We start from the raw sequence: 16,350 nt of genomic DNA, 5'->3' as shown, positions 1-16,350 counted from the left end.
TTTCTCTTTTCTGGAGCTGCTGAATGTCTCTACCCATGGTGATGCTGGGCGGGGTGCCTCTCTTGCTGGCCGCGGGCAGCGTGTCGCAGTCGATCACGCCGCTTGGCGGGCCGGAGATCATTCGCCTGAGCGGTGGCGTCGGTGTGCCAATGACCCACTGGCAGCGCTCGGCGATCTCACTCAGCGCTTCGGGCTGGATGCCGCCTGGGTTGGACGGACTCGACTACACACAGCCCCTGGAGCTGCGCTGTACCAAGCACCTGTCGATAGTCAGCACCTCTACCTCATTCGTCATCACCGGCACACCGCGCCCGGATTTCGCGCCCTGGGCGCTGGCGCTCGTCGGCAAGGAATGGGTTGAGACACCCGTGGTGCTGACCGGCAGCGATGCCGAGGTCACGCCAGTGCCCGGGGCGAGCGCCTACCAGGTGTGCTGGATGCCGGTCTTCATCGTCTCGGCGAAGCGCCCCCAGGGCGACATGGACCCCAGCAGCAACGCCCATGGCTGGCAAATCAACTGCGAGGAGCTGTAGATGCTGAACGGACTGCCGCTCAACAGCGCCGCGCTGAATGCTTTGTGGCAGTTGTCCATCACTCCGCCCGAGCCGGTTGCGGCGCCGACATCGCTCGTCTGGGCATGCCGGGTGCGCCTTGGCGTGGAGAACGTCAGCGCGCAGCTCACCGGCAAGGTACGAATCGAGCGCGAGGAGGGCGCCGCGGCCATCGCGGAGCTGTCCCTGTACCTGCCGGAGGCCGGCGTCGACGTGGTTGGCTGGACGGGGCGCCCGCTGGAGATCTACTTCCAGCACCTGGTCGATGGCGTCTGGGTGGAAGAACGGCGCTTTTCTGGCTGGCTGGAGCAACCGACCTACGACCCGCGCAATCGTATCGTTGCCTGCGAAGCCACCGACCGCCTGCAGGACCTGGTGGAGGCGATGGAGATCGACGCCATCGACCTGCTCGCCGGCGGGGTCTGGTCGGAGGATGTCTTCGAGGCGCTCGATGGCCGCAGCCGCTGGGACTATGCGATGGAGCGCATGGGGACGTTGCCGGCCAGCCTCGACCGCTCTGTGGCTGGCGCCCTGCGCGTCACGCCGTGGGCGAGAAAAGCCCCGATCAAGGTGTTTGGTCCGGGCACAACGATCGACCAATCCCTTTCGGTGGAGATCGCCAAGCTGTCCGATCGGGTGAACCGTGTCGAGCTGTCGATCGACTACCGCTACAGCCGGCTCCGGCAGCGCAGCTACAGCTACAGCTGGCAGCACCCGGACATTGAGGGATGGAGTGAGTCACAGGGCTTCTGCCTGTGGCGGCACAACACGACCGAGCTGCCGACCATCGACATGATCACCGATGCGCTCAGTTCGGCCGGGCTGCACTCGATGGGCGGGAGCTTCCTCACCGTTCCGCTGAGCGGCGTCTACTGCGACCCGCCTCAGGGGTGGACCAACCAGTTCGACAATCTGGTGCTGGCATTTGGGGTTGCGGGGGGCGTGCGCTGGGTTCAGCCGATCACCGAGAAATACGTGCTGACCGTGGAGGCTCCGCCCAGCATCGCCCAGGCTGGCGAGGTCATTCGCCGTGATGGTACGGCGGTGGAGAGTGAGCTGGATCGCGCGGACAACTGGGAGTCGGAAGACTTCTCGACGACCGAGCCGGATGCAGTGATCGACGAACTGGGTGACGCGGTGATCAACCTGCGCGAGCCCGAGCGCCTATCTCTGGCCATCCGCTGCCAGCTCGCGACGTCTGCGGCGTCGATCCTTTCGGCGCATCGGGGTACGCGGGTTGGCTTCCAGGTGCCGACATCGATGGCGCTGGGTATTGACCTCGTCCACACCGTCCGCCTGGAGGATCGCTGCACTGCCGAGGGCAAGACGTGGTCGATCATCGACGAACTCGATATCGACAACCAGACGGCAATCTCCACGCTCACCCTGGCAATCAGCCGCGGCGGTGGTGAGGCCGCTGACCCTTTGTTACCTCCCGCGCCGCCAGCGACCAATCCCGGTGGTCCGGTGCCGGCGCCGCCGTTCTTCTCGACGCAGCTTCGCGGCCGAGGGCTGATGACCTACGACGACGAGCGCGAGGGCTTCGCCGGGAACTATGACGAGGTCGACGCAGGGACGCCCGTGGATCCATTCCCCAGGCGCCTGCAGATGACGGCCCCGGACATCCCGGCAGAGCAGCGCGACGAGTACACCGCCGAAAAGACCGCCACCTACCGCGTGGCAATCCCTGACGACCCACTGGTGCTATGACCATGGCCGACATTCGTACTGACCTGAACAGCCTGCAGGTGGCTGAGCGAAAGCAGCGCGCCCTTCGAACGATCGAACCCCGAGGGGCACGGGCGGCAATTCGCGGCCGCTCCAGCTACTCCGCGCCATCCGCCGGAGGTGGCGGTATCGCCAGCCCGCTTATCGAGGTGAGCACCGAGTACTGGCCGGGCGGCTGGCGAAGCACTGATGGCCTCTTCGTCCTGCCGGCGCCGAAGCGGAAGGTGTTCACGGATGCCAATGGAGACGAGGCCGTGTTCATGTTCTCCGATCCAGGTGCTGCATGAGTGGGCCGCATTGGGGGTGCCCCTGGCACGGCCTGGTGCGCGCTGGGGTGCTGACGCTCCCGAATGGCCAAACCAAGGCCTACCCGGAACTGCCGCCCAGCGAACGGCGCACCGGCGACACCTTCCTGGTGCAGGTGCCGGGCGTGCCGGAGGTTGTTCGCACTCCAGCAGAGCAGGCAGCTGATACGGCGGCCGGCCGGCAGTGGTGGAACAAGGCGATCATCTCCAGCCAGCAGTTCCTGCTGTACGGGAAGTCGATTGACGGCTGGGTCTACTGCGATCCTGCCGGCGCTCGCTGGCGGGTGGATGGCCTGACCTTCGAACCTGTGACCGGCAACGCTGGCTCCTGGCCGGTCAAGCTGGTGCGCTTCGGCGAGTTCCAGGGGGCGGAAGAGAGCTACAGCCACACGGTTGCCCTGTCCGACCTTGGTCAGGCGACCCCGCCCCTCAACAGCGTGTCGCAGACCACGATGCAGGTGCGCGACATCTCGCCGGATGGTTCTCGCGCCCTGCTGGCCATCGTCGCCCAGCGTGGCATTTCGGGCGAGTGGCCCCTGTGGCCGGACGGCTCTAGCAGTCGCTGGATGCCGGCGCTGGGCTGGCTTGAGCTGACCATCAGCGGGCTTGGCTCCGAGGCGGTGCTCAGCCTTAGTGTGCTGCATACGCGCGCGCAGACCATCGGCACCTATAACGCTGACCTGGGCGAGCCGTCGGCACCGGTGTGGTACTGGCTTGAGACGACACGGACGGTCGTTTCGGAAGGGCCTCCGCTTATCACCGAGAACACGCCGTCTGTGCATACCACCAGCACAGGTGAGGGCCAAACTGGTTGGACCTCGCTACTGAAGGCAGGGCCTGGCAGCACGTCGGTGTACGAAGAGCGTACCGGCGCAATTTTGGCGGTGTGGTACGCCCCCGATGGCACCTACCAGCGCCTCACCTATGACGTGCGAATGGACCTGAACAAGTTCGCGTCGCCTGTCGAATGGGTCTGCACCGGCAAAGACCGTTTCGAAGACAGCGTCCTCGTGAGCGAGTACGTACTGGAGGGCAGCCAGAGCTTCGGGTGGAGCCGCTCGACGAAGGCGGTCATCCGCGTTGATGGCGTGGAGGTCGACTCCTTCCAACTGAGTGCCGAGCAGGTGGTAGGCACAAACTTCGAGCGGCGGGCCGGGTGGTCGCAAGTAGTGGACGGCGTGAGCACACCGATTGCTCCTCCGCCGGCCTGGGCGGCGGTCGCTGCGGAGTCTTCCACTGCAGAGCTGCAGGATTCGAGGTTCGTCCTGTTGGATCGCGTCGAGTTCGGCAATGGCAGCAACTACCACGCTGTGTGTCCCTACGAACTGAGTAACCACGCGTGGGCTCTCCTGGTCTGCGCCGCCGAAGGCGATGGTTGGCGGTGGACTTGGCGCCCCCTTGTTGGGCCTGCCGCTGTCACCGATGGCCAGACCACCACGCTCACCTACAGCAACGGCCGACGCCTGTACGGCAGCTGGTGTCCAGTTACCCACCAAATTGTCCGGGACACGGTGCCCGTGTTCTGGATTTGAACCAAGAGGCCTATGCCCAATGCGATACGTGAATAACTGGATTACTCGCCTGACCGGCGAGCTGGCCCAGGGGGCGGGTGTGCTGCCGGTCCCCCCGGCCATGCTGGAGCGCCTGGACCTATCCGACGGCGAGGAGTACACCCTCACCCTGGTCAGCACGCTCGACCCGGAGCAGCAGGTCGTTGAGATTGTGACCATTGCCGCCGACGGCGCGGGCCACGTCCTCACCCGTGCATGCGAGGGCACTTCCGACCAGACCTGGCCGGCTGGCTCATACGTCTACGCCAGCGTAACGGCAGGTATGCTGGAACAGCTCAACGGTGGTTCGGTGGGCGTTACCAGTTTCAACGACCGCCTCGGCGCGGTGGTGCTGACCGAAGATGACGTAAGCGGTGCGTTGACGTATATCCCGGTCAATCCGGACAGCCTTTCTCCGGTTGCTATCAGCGGCAGCTATGCCGATCTTGCCGACAAGCCCTTCATCCCGGCCACGCCGGGCGATGTCGGCGCCGCTACCGCTGCCCAGGGTGCCAAGGCTGACAGTGCCGTACAGCCGGCCGCGTTGACTGCAGGTCTCGCCACCAAGGTCGACAAGGTCGCCGGCTATGGCCTGAGCCAGGAGAACTACACCAGCGCCGAGAAGACCAAGCTAGCCGGCCTGGAGTCGAGCCACTTCAAGGGCCTCTACGCCTCCCTGGCGGCGCTCCAGGCCGCTCACCCGACTGGGGCCGGTGGTGATTATGCTGATGTCGACGCAGGTGCTGGCGTCGACGTGGTGCGCTACCTGTGGGACGTAAGCGATACCCAATGGGTAGCGCAGACCTCCGGCGGCGGCAGCATGACCCCGGCGCAGGTCAAGACTGCCTACGAGTCCAACGCGGACACCAATGCCTATACCGATGCCGATAAAACGAAGCTGGCCGGTGTAGCGCCTGGCGCCACTGTGAACCTGAGCACCACCGGCCTGGCTGAAGGCAGCAACCTCTATTTCACTGGCGCACGCGTGCTGGCCACTTTGCTGTCGGGGCTGAGCCTCGCTACGGGTGGAGCTATCGTCAATACCGATTCGGTGTTGGCGGCCTTCGGGAAAATTCAACGCCAGCTCAACGACCACTTCGGCGCGGGTGGTACTGCCCACGCCAGCGTGGTGGCCGGTGGTGCGGCGGGGTTCATGACCGGTTCCGACAAGACCAAGCTCGATGGGGTGGCGGCCGGCGCCACGGCGAACACCAGTACCACCAGTCTTTCGGAAGGTACGAACCTCTACTTTACCGAAGCGCGAGTGCGCGCCTCCTTGCTGACCGGTCTGAGCGTGGCGACCAACGCTGCGATCGCGGTGACGGACAGCGTGCTGAGCGCCCTAGGCAAGCTGCAGGCGCAGCTCACCGCGCATTTCGGTTCCGGTGGCACGGCGCACGCGGCCGCCACCACTGGTACGGCCGGCTTCATGAGTGCGGCCGATAAGACCAAGCTCGATGGCCTGAATACAACTGCTGCACCAGCCATTAGCTCCGGCACCCTGGCACTTGCCGCCGTCACGGCAGATACCGTCCAGGTAAGTCTGAATCAGAACATCACCGCAATCACGCTGCCTGCTGGTGCTGCTGGGGTGCGCAAGGACTTGCTGATCCGCTTTACCCAGGATGCCACTGGTGGCCGCACCGTAGCTGGCTGGACGGGCGTGACCTGGGAGGGCGGAAGTGCGCCGGCTATTGCTTCAGCGGCGAATGCCTCGACCATGATCGTGCTGTCGAACCTGGACAACGGCGGGTGGTATGGATTCGTTGACCAAGGCTATCGGCCGGACAACATCCTCGGAACGGTCTCTCAAGCCGCTGGAGTTCCGGCCGGCGCGATCATCGAGCGCGGCAGCAATGCTAATGGTGAATATGTCCGCTTTGCGGATGGGACCCAGGTCTGTTTCGCATCGAAATCCGACGCATCGGCAGCCATATCGAATGCCTATCTCGGTGGTTTCAGATCGGCCGGGCTCAGCTGGACCTTCCCAGCAGCATTTGTTTCGGCGCCTTTCCCATCAGCCTCGCCGGGCGATATCAACTCTGGCTTCGGCGCTTCGGCGGTTGGGCCAAGCACTACAAGTACAACCTATATCTACACGGCGGCTACTTCTCAGGCGGCAGCTACGCGCACTGTCTATCTGATTGCTATAGGAAGGTGGTTCTGATGCGAATTTCCTTATCGCCAGTCCGCGCGGACGCGCAACTGGCCGTCGAGCTCCACGGCGATGTCCTGACGGTGAACGGGCAAGAGTTCGATTTCACGCCCCTGCCGGATGGCGCCACGCTACCGCAAGAGGCTATCGGCTCCGATTGGTTCGTCAGTCCCGTTGAGCGTATCGACGGCGAATTGCGCTTGACGTTGCTCCTGCCGCATGGCCCGAACCCTCCGAGCGCCGTGGCGTTTCCCGAACCCATCACCATCACCGCTGATGGTCCCGTGGAGCTGCCGCAATGATCGACTGGAACCAAGTACAAACGGCTGAATCCAAAACCGATGAAGCCGTGGCCGCCGCGCAGCAGCACCTCACCGCTTTCGTGCAAAGGATCATGGACGCCGAGGCTGGCACGCGCGGCTATGACTCCATCCTGAGCCTCTGCACCTACGCCACCAGCTCCATCCCAAGATTCGCGGCCGAGGGCCAGGCAGGCGTCTCCTGGCGCGATCAGTGCTGGGCGCTGGGCTATCAGCTGGTCGCTGAAGTGAAGGCTGGGGCGCGCTTGATCCCCACCGAGGCCGAGATGCTGGCAATGCTCCCGCGTATGGAGTGGCCTGAGGTAGCTGCGCCATGATGCCGCCGCTCATGCTCCGCGCAGGCGGTGCCCAGATTCCTCCGCCTCCCATCCTGTACTGGAACCCTGCCGACAGTAGTGCCAGCTTCACGCTGGAGAACGCCAACCTAGACGCGTTTAACCGTAACGCTAGCGGGACGACAGCCAATGCCGTAGCCAGGGCATTGCCTCCAAAGAGTGCAGGTAAGTGGTACTTCGAGTTTGAGGTATTTCAGCAAGGCTCTCTAGTCGGAGAGGATATTGGGGTCGGCGTTGAGTCGGCTTCTTTGACCTTGTCTCACTACGTCGGTGAGCTATCCAAATCAGCCGGCTATTGGCGGAATGGGTCTAGGTACGTCAACGGCACCCTGACTAACGGCGGCTCCATATACTCGTTCGCACCTGGAGATGTCATCGGCATTGCGTTCGATGCCAGCACGGGCGGCCTATGGTTCCGTAAGAATGGCACATGGGTAGGGGCCGATCCGACTTCATCGGCGATTGCCACTGTGGCGGCCGGCGCACCTTACGTTGTGGCGTGCACTCTGTACCGTCCTGGCTGGGGCTGCCGCATCCGCAACACCCTTACATATTCTTTGCCTGCCGGCTTTTCGCGCTGGGCGTGATGCCAAATATTGCGCGTAGGTAGTGCCAAATCCGCAGCGCCGTTACTCCAAGCCCGCCACCTGGCGGGCTTTTTCATGCCTGGAGAAAACCATGGACCTTCGTACCGTGCGCCGCTCGATCATCGAGCCGGCGCTGTTGCTGCTGCCCGCGAAAATGGAAAGCCCGCAGGCGGTCGTCATGCTGCTGGTCATCGGGCTGCAGGAGTCGCAGTTCACCTATCGCCGCCAGATGGGTAACGGTCCGGCGAGGTCGTTCTGGCAGGCAGAGCAGGGCGGCGGCATGGTCACCGGCCTGCTGCGCTACCGCATCGACAACGTCCGCGAGTTGGCCACCGGCCTGTGCGCCGTGCGCGGAGTTGTGCCGGCCGCGCCCGAAGTGTGGAACGCCATCGAGCATGACGACGTCCTCGCCGCCGGCTTGGCGCGCCTCCTGCTGTATACCGATCCGGCACGCCTGCCTGCCCTCGGCGACGAGGCGGGAGCCTGGGATCTGTACCTGCGCACCTGGCGCCCCGGCGCTCACAGTCGTGGCTCGGAGGAGCAGCGCGCCGCCCTGCGCAAGAAGTGGGCAGCGAACTACGCCGCTGCGCTGGAGGCTATCCAGTGACCGGCCAGTGGAAGTTCATCGCCATGGCGCTGGCGGTCCTGCTGCTGGTCGCCGCCGGGGCCGCTCTGGGCGCCTGGCGCGCCGCCGGCCACTACCGCCCGCAGCTCGACGCGGCCAATGACGCCAAGGGCCAGTGCGTAGCCGCCCGCGACAACCTGGAAGAGTTGACCAGGGAGCAGGGCGTCAAGCTCGGCGAGCTGGTCAACCTGGCAGGGCAGCGGCAAGCGAAGGCTGCCCAGGCGGTCGCCGACGCCCAGCAGCAGGCCGGCCAGCACTATGCCGCCGCCCAGCGGCTGCAGCAGGAGCACGCAGACGGCGACCCGGCGGCGGTGGCCGAGGCGCTGATCGACAAGGAGTTGGGGCTATGAAGTGGCTGCTGGTGGGATTGGTCGCGCTGGCGGGATGCGCCGGTCAGGTCGAGCCTGAGCCGCGCACGGTGCGCGTGGAAGTGCCGGTGGCGGTCCCGTGCCGGGCTCCGGAGGTGCAGGAACCGGCCTGGGCGACCGCGGTGCTGCAGAAGGGTGACAGCCTGCAGACGAAGGTGCGGGCGCTGCTGGCCGAGCTGGAGCAGCGGAAGGGGTACGAGGTGCAGCTGCGCACCGCAGTGCAGGCGTGCCAGTAGCTTCAAGCCTGCAGGGGATCGATTAGCTCTGCGCCCTGGTTCCTGGTGTTCCCCACATCGGTTGACACTCGATATGCCTCGAAGTCCTGCCGTGCTAGGGCGATCGCGTTGTAAACCTGATCCAGCGATGTCTCCGGCGACAGCCAGGTCGCGCACTGCTCTGGCGACAGGATGACCGGCATCCGGTGGTGGATGGCCGCGGCCGGGCCTGCGGCATCATGGGTCAGCAGCGCGCAGGACAGCACGTCCTGACCAGTCGGGCCATCCCAGGTTGACCAGAGCCCAGCTATGGCCAGCACTCCATCGTCAGCAGCATGGTGGTAGTAGGGCTGGTTCACGGTGCGGCCAGCCTTGTTCTTCACCGGCTCCTTCTCGTTCCACTCGTACCAGCCTGCCGCCGGCATCAGGCAGCGCCGGTGTCTGATCGCATCTCGCCACATCGGCTTCGTTGCCGCTTCCTCGCTTCGTGCGTTGAAGCTCTTCTGCGGCGGCTTCGCCTGCTTCCACCAGAACGGGATCAGCCCCCAGCGGGCAGGGACCACTTCCTGTTCTCCCTCCTCGTTCAGGAGCACCATCGGCACCTGCTGGCTGGGTGCGACGTTGTAGATGCGCCTGATCCACTGGCCAGAGTTTCGGGCGCCGATATGCCAGTACCGCTCCATCGCGGCCTCTTCTGGCGTCACGTATCTCCCGCACATTCCCAGATCCTCAAACCGTAACCCGAATGAAGCCTAGTCCGGCGCACTGGGTACATTCGTCCAAGGTAGCGAAATTGGCCCGGCAGGCAGGGCAGACCCTGAAGGGGGATACTCGAGCTCGCTGCAGAAGATGCCGCGCCCTGGCAAGGTCGCCGTTCTCGCGCGCATCTGCAGCGGCATGGAGAGCCAGCAGGAATCCGTCCGGGTCGGTGATCGCCTCGACGTACAGGCCGCCTTTCAGGTATCGGCCGGTCTCGACCAGGGCGAATCGACGGCCGTTCTCCATGATTAGCTCCAGCCCCTGCAGCGCGCCGGCGAGGAAGGTGAAACCTGTCCCGCTGAATGCCCGAAGGTGGCCATCGTCCCCGCGCCGGATCAGCAGCGGCCATTCCGCACCAGTGAAAAGCAGCATGCCTCTGGATGCAGTGCCGACCTTGCGCCATGAGGAGTCGAAGACGTCGTAGGTGGATGCCTGGTGAAACAGATCCACGGCCAGCTCCTCGTTCATCGCTGGCCGGCCCCCGGCGGCGGCATCAGCGCGCAATAGTTGTCACGCAGCACGCCATGCGGGGGAGCGAAGTAAATGGGGACGCCAGCCCTGCCGGCGGCATACAGCGTCGCGCGTGTGTGCGATCCGCCAGGGAACGCCACCACTCCGTCGGGCTGGTGCTGAAACATTTCCGCGACGCTGCTGCAGGCGATGACTTCAGCGCGGACGTACCTTGCCCAGGCTCGCGCAAACTGTGCAACGCCGAGCGAGCTGGTCAGGATGATCGTCCGAACGTCTCGTAATTCATGGATGTGATCGAGAACGATCCGGACATGGTTTCGGTTCTCGTAGCGGTCGGAGCCACAGACGATGATGCGAACCGGCATGGATGGATACCGAAAATACTGTATGGATATACAGATTACTTGAGGCGGTTGAGGGGAGGGAAGAGGGTGCCCAGGACGGGCAAGATGGCCGTCTAAAACTAACTGATGTTTCGCCGAGATTCGCGGCCTCCAGCGGGTCTATCTCGCGTTTTCGTTTTAGACAGGTTCGGACTAGGACGCAGGCGTTTAACGGCCCGGAGCAATGCTTTTCCGCTACTGCTGCATCATCGGTGGATAGCCATTCCGGGCGCCCCGCTGCGGGGCGTTCAACATGCCGAACAGCCCCGTAAGGCCCGACTACTGTAGGAATATCCAACGCTAAGTTATTGATTCTTATAGGGTGGTTTGAGTGTTTTTGGGGTGGCGTTTTTCGCCAGAAAACGCTGTAGAATCAAAAGCATACGCGGTTCTCGGCGTCACCTTGACATGGTGGGGGTCGTTGGTTCGAGTCCAATTGTGCCTACCAAACATAGCTGCTCCGGCGGTTACGAAAAGGGCGATCCGAAAGGGTCGCCCTTTTTGTTTGCCCGCAGAAAAGTCGGCGTGCCTGTTATGGTGTCCTTTGGGGTGCGGTAGGAGGTGAGGATGAGCGGTCTACGATCCTGGTTGTTGTTCGGTGCGCTGCTGGCGTCCGCGCCGGCGCTGGCGGATATGCAAGTGGTCTGGCCGGAGGGCTGGAGTGTCTCGCGTTCGCCGAAGGAGGCGGTGGCGGATGCTCCGCTGATTCGCCAGCGCGGCGTGCGTCTGGCGGAGGATGGCTCCCAGGAGTTGGTCATGGAGGTTACGCGCAGCCGTTTGGGTGCCGATACCTCTATTAATGTGGAGAACGTCATCGGCGAGATGCGCAAGACGCTGCAGAAGGACTTCCTCCGACAGGGCTTCCAGGCTGCGTGCAGCAAGCCGCAGGCGGTGAAGCTGGGTGGGCTGGAAGGATTGGAAGTGCGCTGCGGTATCAGCCGGAACGGTACCGAAGTGCTGAGGCAGACCTTGCAGGTGGCCTTGGGCGACGGTGCGGCCTACTCGCTGACCTATGCGGCGCCGGCGGAGCGCTATGCGGCGCTTGCAGGAGAGATCGAGTCGGTGAAGGCCGGGATCAGCCTGCGCTGAGGATTGTGCAGGTGCTTGTCTTATATAGAAGGCAGAAAGCAAAAAGCCCCGCTTTGGCGGGGCTTTTCATTTTCAGGCTCAGGCGGCGAGGGTGGCCTGTACGCGCTCGATCACCGCTTGCAGTGGCGCTTCGGCCTGGTACTGCTGCGGATAGAGGCGCTCGGTGTGCTTGGCGATGCCGTGCTCGTTCACCAGCGTGAAGCTGAAGCCGTGCTTGCGCTTGGCCTGGATAACGCAGTTCAGAGGGGCGAAGGCCACCGAAAGGGTGTGAATCGCCTCCTGGATATGTGGGGAGGTTTTCATTGTCTTGTCTTTCCAAATAGGTAACGGTCCTATGACCGTTGAATTCTTAAAAAGCTCCGGGTGCCATCTGAGAATGCAGAAAACGTATGACCGGAATATGGCAGCGAATGGAAACTTGAGGGTCGGTTCGCGTCAGTCTGCGGTGTTGGGTGAAAGCAGTTGAACTGACGTAGGCGCAATCGCTCGGGCAAACTTTCCTGGCGCGGCTGACGTGCTCTGGAATCGATGCGGAGGAGGCGCTGGCCGTGGCCCTGTAGTGCCCAGCTTCAACCCTGGATCAAGGTAGGGGAGTGCTGGGAGGGGCGACCTTGGGTTTGGTACTCGCGTTCGAGATTATATGGATTTCTGTTGGCAATGGCCAGCTAATGCTGTGCCGTTGGTCAGAATTATTGCGAGTGAGTAAAGAAAAAGCCGCAGGGCGGGAGCGCACTGCGGCTTTTTTCGTCTTACTTCTGCAGCCAGGATTCGACGGTTTCAGCGCCGAACTGTTGCTTCCAGGCTTTCAGGGTCTTGTGATTGCCGCCCTTGGTCTCGATGACTTCGCCGGAATTGGGGTTTTTGTAGACTTTCAGCTGGCGGCTGCGGCGATGCTGGATCGGCGCCGGTTCGCTGGTGGTCTGCGGGTCGAGAATGTTGATGACATTCCGCAGGTTCATGCCGTACTGGTCCATCAGGGCTTGCAGTTGGTCCTTGAACTCCAGCTCCTTTTTCAGGCTGCTGTCATTCTTCAGTTTTTCCAGCAGGGCGAGTTGTTCTTTAAGCTGGCGTTCGGCTTCGCGGAATTCCGCAAGTTTGGACATCATATGCTCCCGTCGGCAGGGGTGAATTGTGGGGGCGATTCTCTGTTCTAGTCGTTATCGCCGTCAACTATGGATATGAATTGTTGCGATTCGGGCAATACGTCTTAAATCCTTCGGGCTGTTATCCGGGGCGCAGATTAGTTGTTTCTTGAGGGATAATGCTTGGATTAAAGGGGTGGCGCCGGCCAAGTCCCTCTGAATACTGTGTGCTTTATTGTGGTGCGTTGAGTGCGAGTGCTGGATGAATAACGAGATTGTGCGGTATCGGGTCAATGATTATGAGCTCGCGTGCCAGGTGGTGGGGCAGGGGGCTCCGCTTGTGCTGGTTCACGGATCGCTCTGCGATTACCGCTATTGGCAGGGGCAATTTGCCGCGTTATCGGCTCGCTATCGGGTGGTGGCGCCCAGTCTGCGGCATTATTTCCCAGAGCAATGGAATGGCGAGGGCGCGGGTTTCACCACCGAGCAGCATGTGAGCGATCTGCTTGCGCTGTTGGATCAGTTGCCCGGCCCTGCGCATCTGCTCGGGCATTCGCGCGGCGGTAATCTCTGTCTGCGCGTGGCGTTGGCGGCGCCGCACAAGTTGCGTTCCCTGACGCTGGCCGATCCGGGCGGAGACTTTACCGAGGACGTATTTCGTATGGCGGGCCTGGTCTCGCCAATATCTCCGGTAGAGCGCAATCAGTTTCGCCAGCAGGCGCTGGACATGATTCGCGCGGGGCAAATTGGCGAAGGGCTGCAGCTCTTCGTCGATACGGTGAGTGGTGTGGGTGTGTGGGGGCGTTCTTCACAGCAATTCCGTGAAATGGCTACAGCCAATGCCATGACTCTGGTAGGGCAGGTGGCGGATCATCCGCAGCCGATTTCCAATGCTCAACTTGATCAGTTGCAATTACCGGTTCTATTGATCGGCGGGGCGAAGAGTCCGGAGCCTTTCCCGCGCATTATCCAGGCGCTGCAATCGGCGCTGATCGATGTCCGTACTGCGATGATTCCCGGTGCCTCCCATGGCATGAACGTGATTCGTCCGGCGTCCTTCAATCGCACCGTGCTGGAATTTGTCGACCAATATTGAGCGATGTCAGGGCTGCCGCTCGTCAGTCATCGAAAGTTGCAGTAACATCGCACGCCCTGCCCGCTATCGATTGCGGGCGGGTTTTATCCGATTTTCTTCCAGTGATCTCCGTCCGCGCGCGAATGCGCAGGGTGCCGACAAGGCGCCTGCCACTGTGAGGCAGGCCTGCCCGGCGGACGACGCTTACTGGCACATCCCAACCCATGTGGCCTTTCGTAGGGGTCACCACTAGGAGAGGAGGCGCCATGCCCATCATTACTCTTCCCGACGGTAGTCAGCGTTCCTTCGATCATCCGGTCAGCGTGACCGAGGTGGCGCAATCCATTGGTGCGGGCCTGGCGAAAGCTACCCTGGCCGGCAAGGTCAACGGCCGCCTGGTCGATGCCTGCGACATCATCGACAGTGACGCGACCCTGCAGATCATTACCCCGAAGGACGAGGACGGGCTGGAAATCATCCGCCACTCCTGCGCTCACCTGGTGGGCCATGCGGTCAAGCAACTGTACCCGACCGCCAGGATGGTCATCGGCCCGGTGATCGACGAAGGCTTCTATTACGACATCGCCTTCGAGCGCCCCTTCACGCCGGAAGACATGGCTGCCATCGAAAAGCGCATGGCCGAGCTGATCGACAAGGACTACGACGTCATCAAGAAGATGACCCTGCGTGCCGAAGTCATCGAGACCTTCAAGGCTCGTGGTGAGGAGTACAAGCTGCGCCTCATCGACGACATGCCGGACGAGAAGGCCATGGGCCTGTACTTCCACGAGGAGTACGTGGACATGTGTCGCGGCCCGCATGTGCCGAACACTCGCTTCCTGAAGGCCTTCAAGCTGACCAAGATTTCCGGCGCCTACTGGCGTGGCGACTCGAAGAACGAGCAGCTGCAGCGCGTCTACGGCACTGCCTGGGCGGACAAGAAACAGCTGGCGGCCTACATCCAGCGCATCGAGGAAGCCGAGAAGCGCGATCACCGCCGCATCGGCAAGCAGCTCGATCTCTTCCACCTCCAGGAAGAAGCGCCGGGCATGGTCTTCTGGCACCCCAACGGCTGGACCGTCTACCAGGTACTCGAGCAGTACATGCGCAAGGTGCAGCGCGACCACGGCTACGTGGAAGTCCGCACCCCGCAGGTCGTCGATCGCATCCTCTGGGAGCGCTCCGGCCACTGGACCAACTACGCCGAGAACATGTTCACCACGGCGTCGGAAAGCCGCGACTTCGCGGTCAAGCCGATGAACTGCCCGTGCCACGTGCAGATCTTCAACCAGGGTCTGAAGTCCTACCGCGATCTGCCGCTGCGCCTTGCCGAGTTCGGCGCCTGCCACCGCAACGAGCCGTCCGGCGCGCTGCACGGCATCATGCGCGTGCGTGGCTTCACCCAGGACGACGCCCACATCTTCTGCACCGAAGAACAGGTGAAGAAGGAAGCTGCAGACTTCATCAAGCTGACCCTGCAGGTCTATTCGGACTTCGGCTTCACTGACGTCTCCATGAAGCTGTCCACTCGTCCGGCCAAGCGCGTCGGTTCCGAAGAGCTATGGGATCGCGCCGAAAGTGCGCTGGCCGACGCCCTGAACGAATCCGGCCTGGAGTGGGAATACCAGCCGGGCGAGGGTGCCTTCTACGGTCCGAAGATCGAGTTCACCCTGAAGGATTGCCTTGGCCGTAACTGGCAGTGCGGCACCCTGCAGTACGACCCGAACCTGCCGGAGCGTCTGGATGCCAGCTATATCGCCGAAGATAACAGTCGTACCCGTCCGGTCATGCTGCACCGCGCGATCCTCGGCTCCTTCGAGCGCTTCATCGGCATGCTGATCGAGCATTACGCCGGCCTCTTCCCGGCCTGGCTCGCGCCGACCCAGGCCGTGGTGATGAATATCACTGACAAGCAGGCCGAATGGGCTGAAGAAGTGGTGCGTCAGCTCGAGCAAAGCGGATTCCGTGCCAAGTCTGACTTGAGAAACGAGAAAATTGGCTTTAAAATCCGCGAGCATACTTTGCTCAAGGTTCCCTATCTGTTGGTTATCGGTGATAGGGAAGTTGAATCGCAGGCCGTCGCCGTACGTACGCGCGAAGGGGCAGACCTCGGCTCGATGCCGATCGCCCAGTTCGCTGAGCTGCTGGCTCAGGCGGTTTCCCGGCGTGGTCGCCAAGACTCGGAGTAATCATTATTAAGCGTGAAATGAGACAGGATAAGCGGGCTCTCCCGAAACCGCCGATCAACGAGAACATCACCGCCCGTGAGGTTCGTCTGATTGGTGCTGACGGTCAGCAGATTGGCGTGGTCTCCCTCGACGAGGCCCTCCGTCAAGCCGACGAGGCCAAGCTGGACCTGGTGGAAATTTCTGCTGATGCGGTGCCCCCTGTCTGCCGCATCATGGACTACGGCAAGCACCTCTTCGAGAAGAAGAAGCAGGCCGCTGCTGCGAAGAAGAACCAGCACCAGCAACAGATCAAAGAAATCAAGTTTCGTCCAGGGACGGAAGAAGGGGATTACCAGGTAAAACTACGCAACCTGGTACGTTTCCTTAATGAAGGGGACAAGGCCAAGGTATCGCTTCGATTCCGTGGTCGTGAGATGGCCCACCAGGAGCTGGGCATGGAGCTGTTGAAGCGGGTCGAAACCGACCTCGCCGAATTCGGCACCGTGGAACAGCATCCCAAGCTGGAAGGACGCCAGCTGATGATGGTCATCGCTCCCAAGAAGCGTAAATAACCTCCCGGGCAC

General features: G+C 62.5%; 20 protein-coding genes. 15 read left to right on the top strand and 5 right to left on the bottom strand.

Translation table 11 applies throughout. The features are described 5' to 3' along the window. The first annotated feature begins 23 nt into the window (after positions 1–23). The 11 genes from ACQ5BL_RS07125 (at position 24) to ACQ5BL_RS07075 (ending at position 8,760) form a co-directional block, all read left to right on the top strand. On the top strand, positions 24–533 hold the full coding sequence (locus tag ACQ5BL_RS07125; protein WP_430292968.1) for a hypothetical protein: 510 nt from the start codon (positions 24–26) through the stop codon (positions 531–533). Further along, on the top strand, positions 534–2,261 hold the full coding sequence (locus ACQ5BL_RS07120) for a hypothetical protein (RefSeq protein WP_430292966.1): 1,728 nt from the start codon (positions 534–536) through the stop codon (positions 2,259–2,261). It abuts the gene before it with no gap. Positions 2,262–2,263: 2 nt separating this feature from the next. Further along, on the top strand, positions 2,264–2,566 hold the full coding sequence (locus ACQ5BL_RS07115) for a hypothetical protein (RefSeq protein ID WP_430292965.1): 303 nt from the start codon (positions 2,264–2,266) through the stop codon (positions 2,564–2,566). Between the two features lie 47 nt (positions 2,567–2,613). Then, positions 2,614–4,116, top strand: a complete 1,503-nt coding sequence (locus tag ACQ5BL_RS07110) for a hypothetical protein (protein ID WP_430292963.1) — start codon at positions 2,614–2,616, stop codon at positions 4,114–4,116. Between the two features lie 28 nt (positions 4,117–4,144). After that, the gene (locus tag ACQ5BL_RS07105; protein ID WP_430292961.1) at positions 4,145–6,301 is read left to right on the top strand and encodes a hypothetical protein; all 2,157 of its coding nucleotides are present in this window, start codon (positions 4,145–4,147) and stop codon (positions 6,299–6,301) included. After that, a complete protein-coding gene (locus tag ACQ5BL_RS07100; RefSeq protein ID WP_243808521.1) occupies positions 6,301–6,591 on the top strand; it encodes a hypothetical protein in 291 nt (96 codons plus the stop codon). Before ACQ5BL_RS07105 ends, ACQ5BL_RS07100 begins: the two co-directional genes overlap by 1 nt. Then, positions 6,588–6,926 carry a hypothetical protein gene (locus tag ACQ5BL_RS07095; protein WP_243808522.1) on the top strand — a complete coding sequence of 113 codons (339 nt, stop codon included), beginning with the start codon at positions 6,588–6,590 and terminating at the stop codon, positions 6,924–6,926. Before ACQ5BL_RS07100 ends, ACQ5BL_RS07095 begins: the two co-directional genes overlap by 4 nt. Further along, complete coding sequence (locus ACQ5BL_RS07090) at positions 6,923–7,531, top strand: SPRY domain-containing protein (RefSeq protein WP_430292960.1); 609 nt, start codon at positions 6,923–6,925, stop codon at positions 7,529–7,531. Before ACQ5BL_RS07095 ends, ACQ5BL_RS07090 begins: the two co-directional genes overlap by 4 nt. A 91-nt stretch (positions 7,532–7,622) precedes the next feature. After that, on the top strand, positions 7,623–8,138 hold the full coding sequence (locus ACQ5BL_RS07085; RefSeq protein ID WP_243808523.1) for a hypothetical protein: 516 nt from the start codon (positions 7,623–7,625) through the stop codon (positions 8,136–8,138). Positions 8,139–8,161: 23 nt separating this feature from the next. Beyond that, on the top strand, positions 8,162–8,506 hold the full coding sequence (locus tag ACQ5BL_RS07080) for a hypothetical protein (RefSeq protein ID WP_430293132.1): 345 nt from the start codon (positions 8,162–8,164) through the stop codon (positions 8,504–8,506). Next, complete coding sequence (locus ACQ5BL_RS07075) at positions 8,503–8,760, top strand: hypothetical protein (protein ID WP_243808525.1); 258 nt, start codon at positions 8,503–8,505, stop codon at positions 8,758–8,760. Before ACQ5BL_RS07080 ends, ACQ5BL_RS07075 begins: the two co-directional genes overlap by 4 nt. A 2-nt stretch (positions 8,761–8,762) precedes the next feature. On the opposite strand, the gene ACQ5BL_RS07070 is transcribed toward ACQ5BL_RS07075, so the two are convergent. From ACQ5BL_RS07070 to ACQ5BL_RS07060, 3 genes are read right to left on the bottom strand one after another with little or no spacing between them, the layout of a single operon-like run. Beyond that, the gene (locus ACQ5BL_RS07070) at positions 8,763–9,458 is read right to left on the bottom strand and encodes an SOS response-associated peptidase (RefSeq protein ID WP_430292958.1); all 696 of its coding nucleotides are present in this window, start codon (positions 9,456–9,458) and stop codon (positions 8,763–8,765) included. Positions 9,459–9,468: 10 nt separating this feature from the next. Next, on the bottom strand, positions 9,469–9,948 hold the full coding sequence (locus tag ACQ5BL_RS07065; protein WP_243808527.1) for a hypothetical protein: 480 nt from the start codon (positions 9,946–9,948) through the stop codon (positions 9,469–9,471). Between the two features lie 14 nt (positions 9,949–9,962). Further along, the gene (locus ACQ5BL_RS07060; RefSeq protein ID WP_243808528.1) at positions 9,963–10,334 is read right to left on the bottom strand and encodes an SLOG family protein; all 372 of its coding nucleotides are present in this window, start codon (positions 10,332–10,334) and stop codon (positions 9,963–9,965) included. A gap of 585 nt (positions 10,335–10,919) precedes the next feature. On the opposite strand from ACQ5BL_RS07060, the gene ACQ5BL_RS07055 reads away from it, so the two are divergent. After that, the gene (locus ACQ5BL_RS07055; protein ID WP_243808529.1) at positions 10,920–11,441 is read left to right on the top strand and encodes a DUF4946 domain-containing protein; all 522 of its coding nucleotides are present in this window, start codon (positions 10,920–10,922) and stop codon (positions 11,439–11,441) included. Between the two features lie 78 nt (positions 11,442–11,519). On the opposite strand, the gene ACQ5BL_RS07050 is transcribed toward ACQ5BL_RS07055, so the two are convergent. Beyond that, positions 11,520–11,744 (bottom strand): hypothetical protein, encoded by a 225-nt coding sequence (locus tag ACQ5BL_RS07050; protein WP_207886971.1) that lies wholly within the window; start codon positions 11,742–11,744, stop codon positions 11,520–11,522. A 446-nt stretch (positions 11,745–12,190) separates the two neighbouring features. Next, positions 12,191–12,544 (bottom strand): histone-like nucleoid-structuring protein, MvaT/MvaU family, encoded by a 354-nt coding sequence (locus ACQ5BL_RS07045; protein ID WP_243808530.1) that lies wholly within the window; start codon positions 12,542–12,544, stop codon positions 12,191–12,193. Positions 12,545–12,785: 241 nt separating this feature from the next. Between ACQ5BL_RS07045 and ACQ5BL_RS07040 the strand changes: the two genes are divergently transcribed. From ACQ5BL_RS07040 to infC, 3 genes are all read left to right on the top strand, one after another. Further along, complete coding sequence (locus ACQ5BL_RS07040; protein ID WP_243808531.1) at positions 12,786–13,619, top strand: alpha/beta fold hydrolase; 834 nt, start codon at positions 12,786–12,788, stop codon at positions 13,617–13,619. 245 nt (positions 13,620–13,864) lie between these two features. After that, positions 13,865–15,787 carry a threonine--tRNA ligase gene (gene thrS, locus ACQ5BL_RS07035; RefSeq protein ID WP_430292957.1) on the top strand — a complete coding sequence of 641 codons (1,923 nt, stop codon included), beginning with the start codon at positions 13,865–13,867 and terminating at the stop codon, positions 15,785–15,787. Then, positions 15,787–16,338, top strand: a complete 552-nt coding sequence (infC, locus tag ACQ5BL_RS07030; protein WP_207887006.1) for a translation initiation factor IF-3 — start codon at positions 15,787–15,789, stop codon at positions 16,336–16,338. The genes thrS and infC overlap by 1 nt, the downstream gene beginning before the upstream one ends. Positions 16,339–16,350 lie beyond the last annotated feature (12 nt).

The sequence above is a fragment of the Pseudomonas sp. B1-22 genome (assembly GCF_050474425.1).
Lineage (GTDB): Bacteria > Pseudomonadota > Gammaproteobacteria > Pseudomonadales > Pseudomonadaceae > Pseudomonas.
Note: the sequence above shows the minus strand (reverse complement) of the source record. Positions and strands in the feature narration are given on the sequence as shown.

Coding starts and splice junctions, on each gene's coding strand:
- ACQ5BL_RS07085 (WP_243808523.1), top strand. CDS start 7,623: ATGGACCTTCGTACCGTGCGCCGCTCGATCATCGAGCCGGCGCTGTTG.
- ACQ5BL_RS07095 (WP_243808522.1), top strand. CDS start 6,588: ATGATCGACTGGAACCAAGTACAAACGGCTGAATCCAAAACCGATGAA.
- ACQ5BL_RS07120 (WP_430292966.1), top strand. CDS start 534: ATGCTGAACGGACTGCCGCTCAACAGCGCCGCGCTGAATGCTTTGTGG.
- ACQ5BL_RS07040 (WP_243808531.1), top strand. CDS start 12,786: ATGAATAACGAGATTGTGCGGTATCGGGTCAATGATTATGAGCTCGCG.
- ACQ5BL_RS07080 (WP_430293132.1), top strand. CDS start 8,162: ATGGCGCTGGCGGTCCTGCTGCTGGTCGCCGCCGGGGCCGCTCTGGGC.
- ACQ5BL_RS07125 (WP_430292968.1), top strand. CDS start 24: ATGTCTCTACCCATGGTGATGCTGGGCGGGGTGCCTCTCTTGCTGGCC.
- ACQ5BL_RS07075 (WP_243808525.1), top strand. CDS start 8,503: ATGAAGTGGCTGCTGGTGGGATTGGTCGCGCTGGCGGGATGCGCCGGT.
- ACQ5BL_RS07060 (WP_243808528.1), bottom strand. CDS start 10,334: ATGCCGGTTCGCATCATCGTCTGTGGCTCCGACCGCTACGAGAACCGA.
- ACQ5BL_RS07115 (WP_430292965.1), top strand. CDS start 2,264: ATGGCCGACATTCGTACTGACCTGAACAGCCTGCAGGTGGCTGAGCGA.
- ACQ5BL_RS07070 (WP_430292958.1), bottom strand. CDS start 9,458: ATGTGCGGGAGATACGTGACGCCAGAAGAGGCCGCGATGGAGCGGTAC.
- ACQ5BL_RS07050 (WP_207886971.1), bottom strand. CDS start 11,744: ATGAAAACCTCCCCACATATCCAGGAGGCGATTCACACCCTTTCGGTG.
- ACQ5BL_RS07090 (WP_430292960.1), top strand. CDS start 6,923: ATGATGCCGCCGCTCATGCTCCGCGCAGGCGGTGCCCAGATTCCTCCG.
- thrS (WP_430292957.1), top strand. CDS start 13,865: ATGCCCATCATTACTCTTCCCGACGGTAGTCAGCGTTCCTTCGATCAT.
- ACQ5BL_RS07045 (WP_243808530.1), bottom strand. CDS start 12,544: ATGTCCAAACTTGCGGAATTCCGCGAAGCCGAACGCCAGCTTAAAGAA.
- ACQ5BL_RS07055 (WP_243808529.1), top strand. CDS start 10,920: ATGAGCGGTCTACGATCCTGGTTGTTGTTCGGTGCGCTGCTGGCGTCC.
- ACQ5BL_RS07100 (WP_243808521.1), top strand. CDS start 6,301: ATGCGAATTTCCTTATCGCCAGTCCGCGCGGACGCGCAACTGGCCGTC.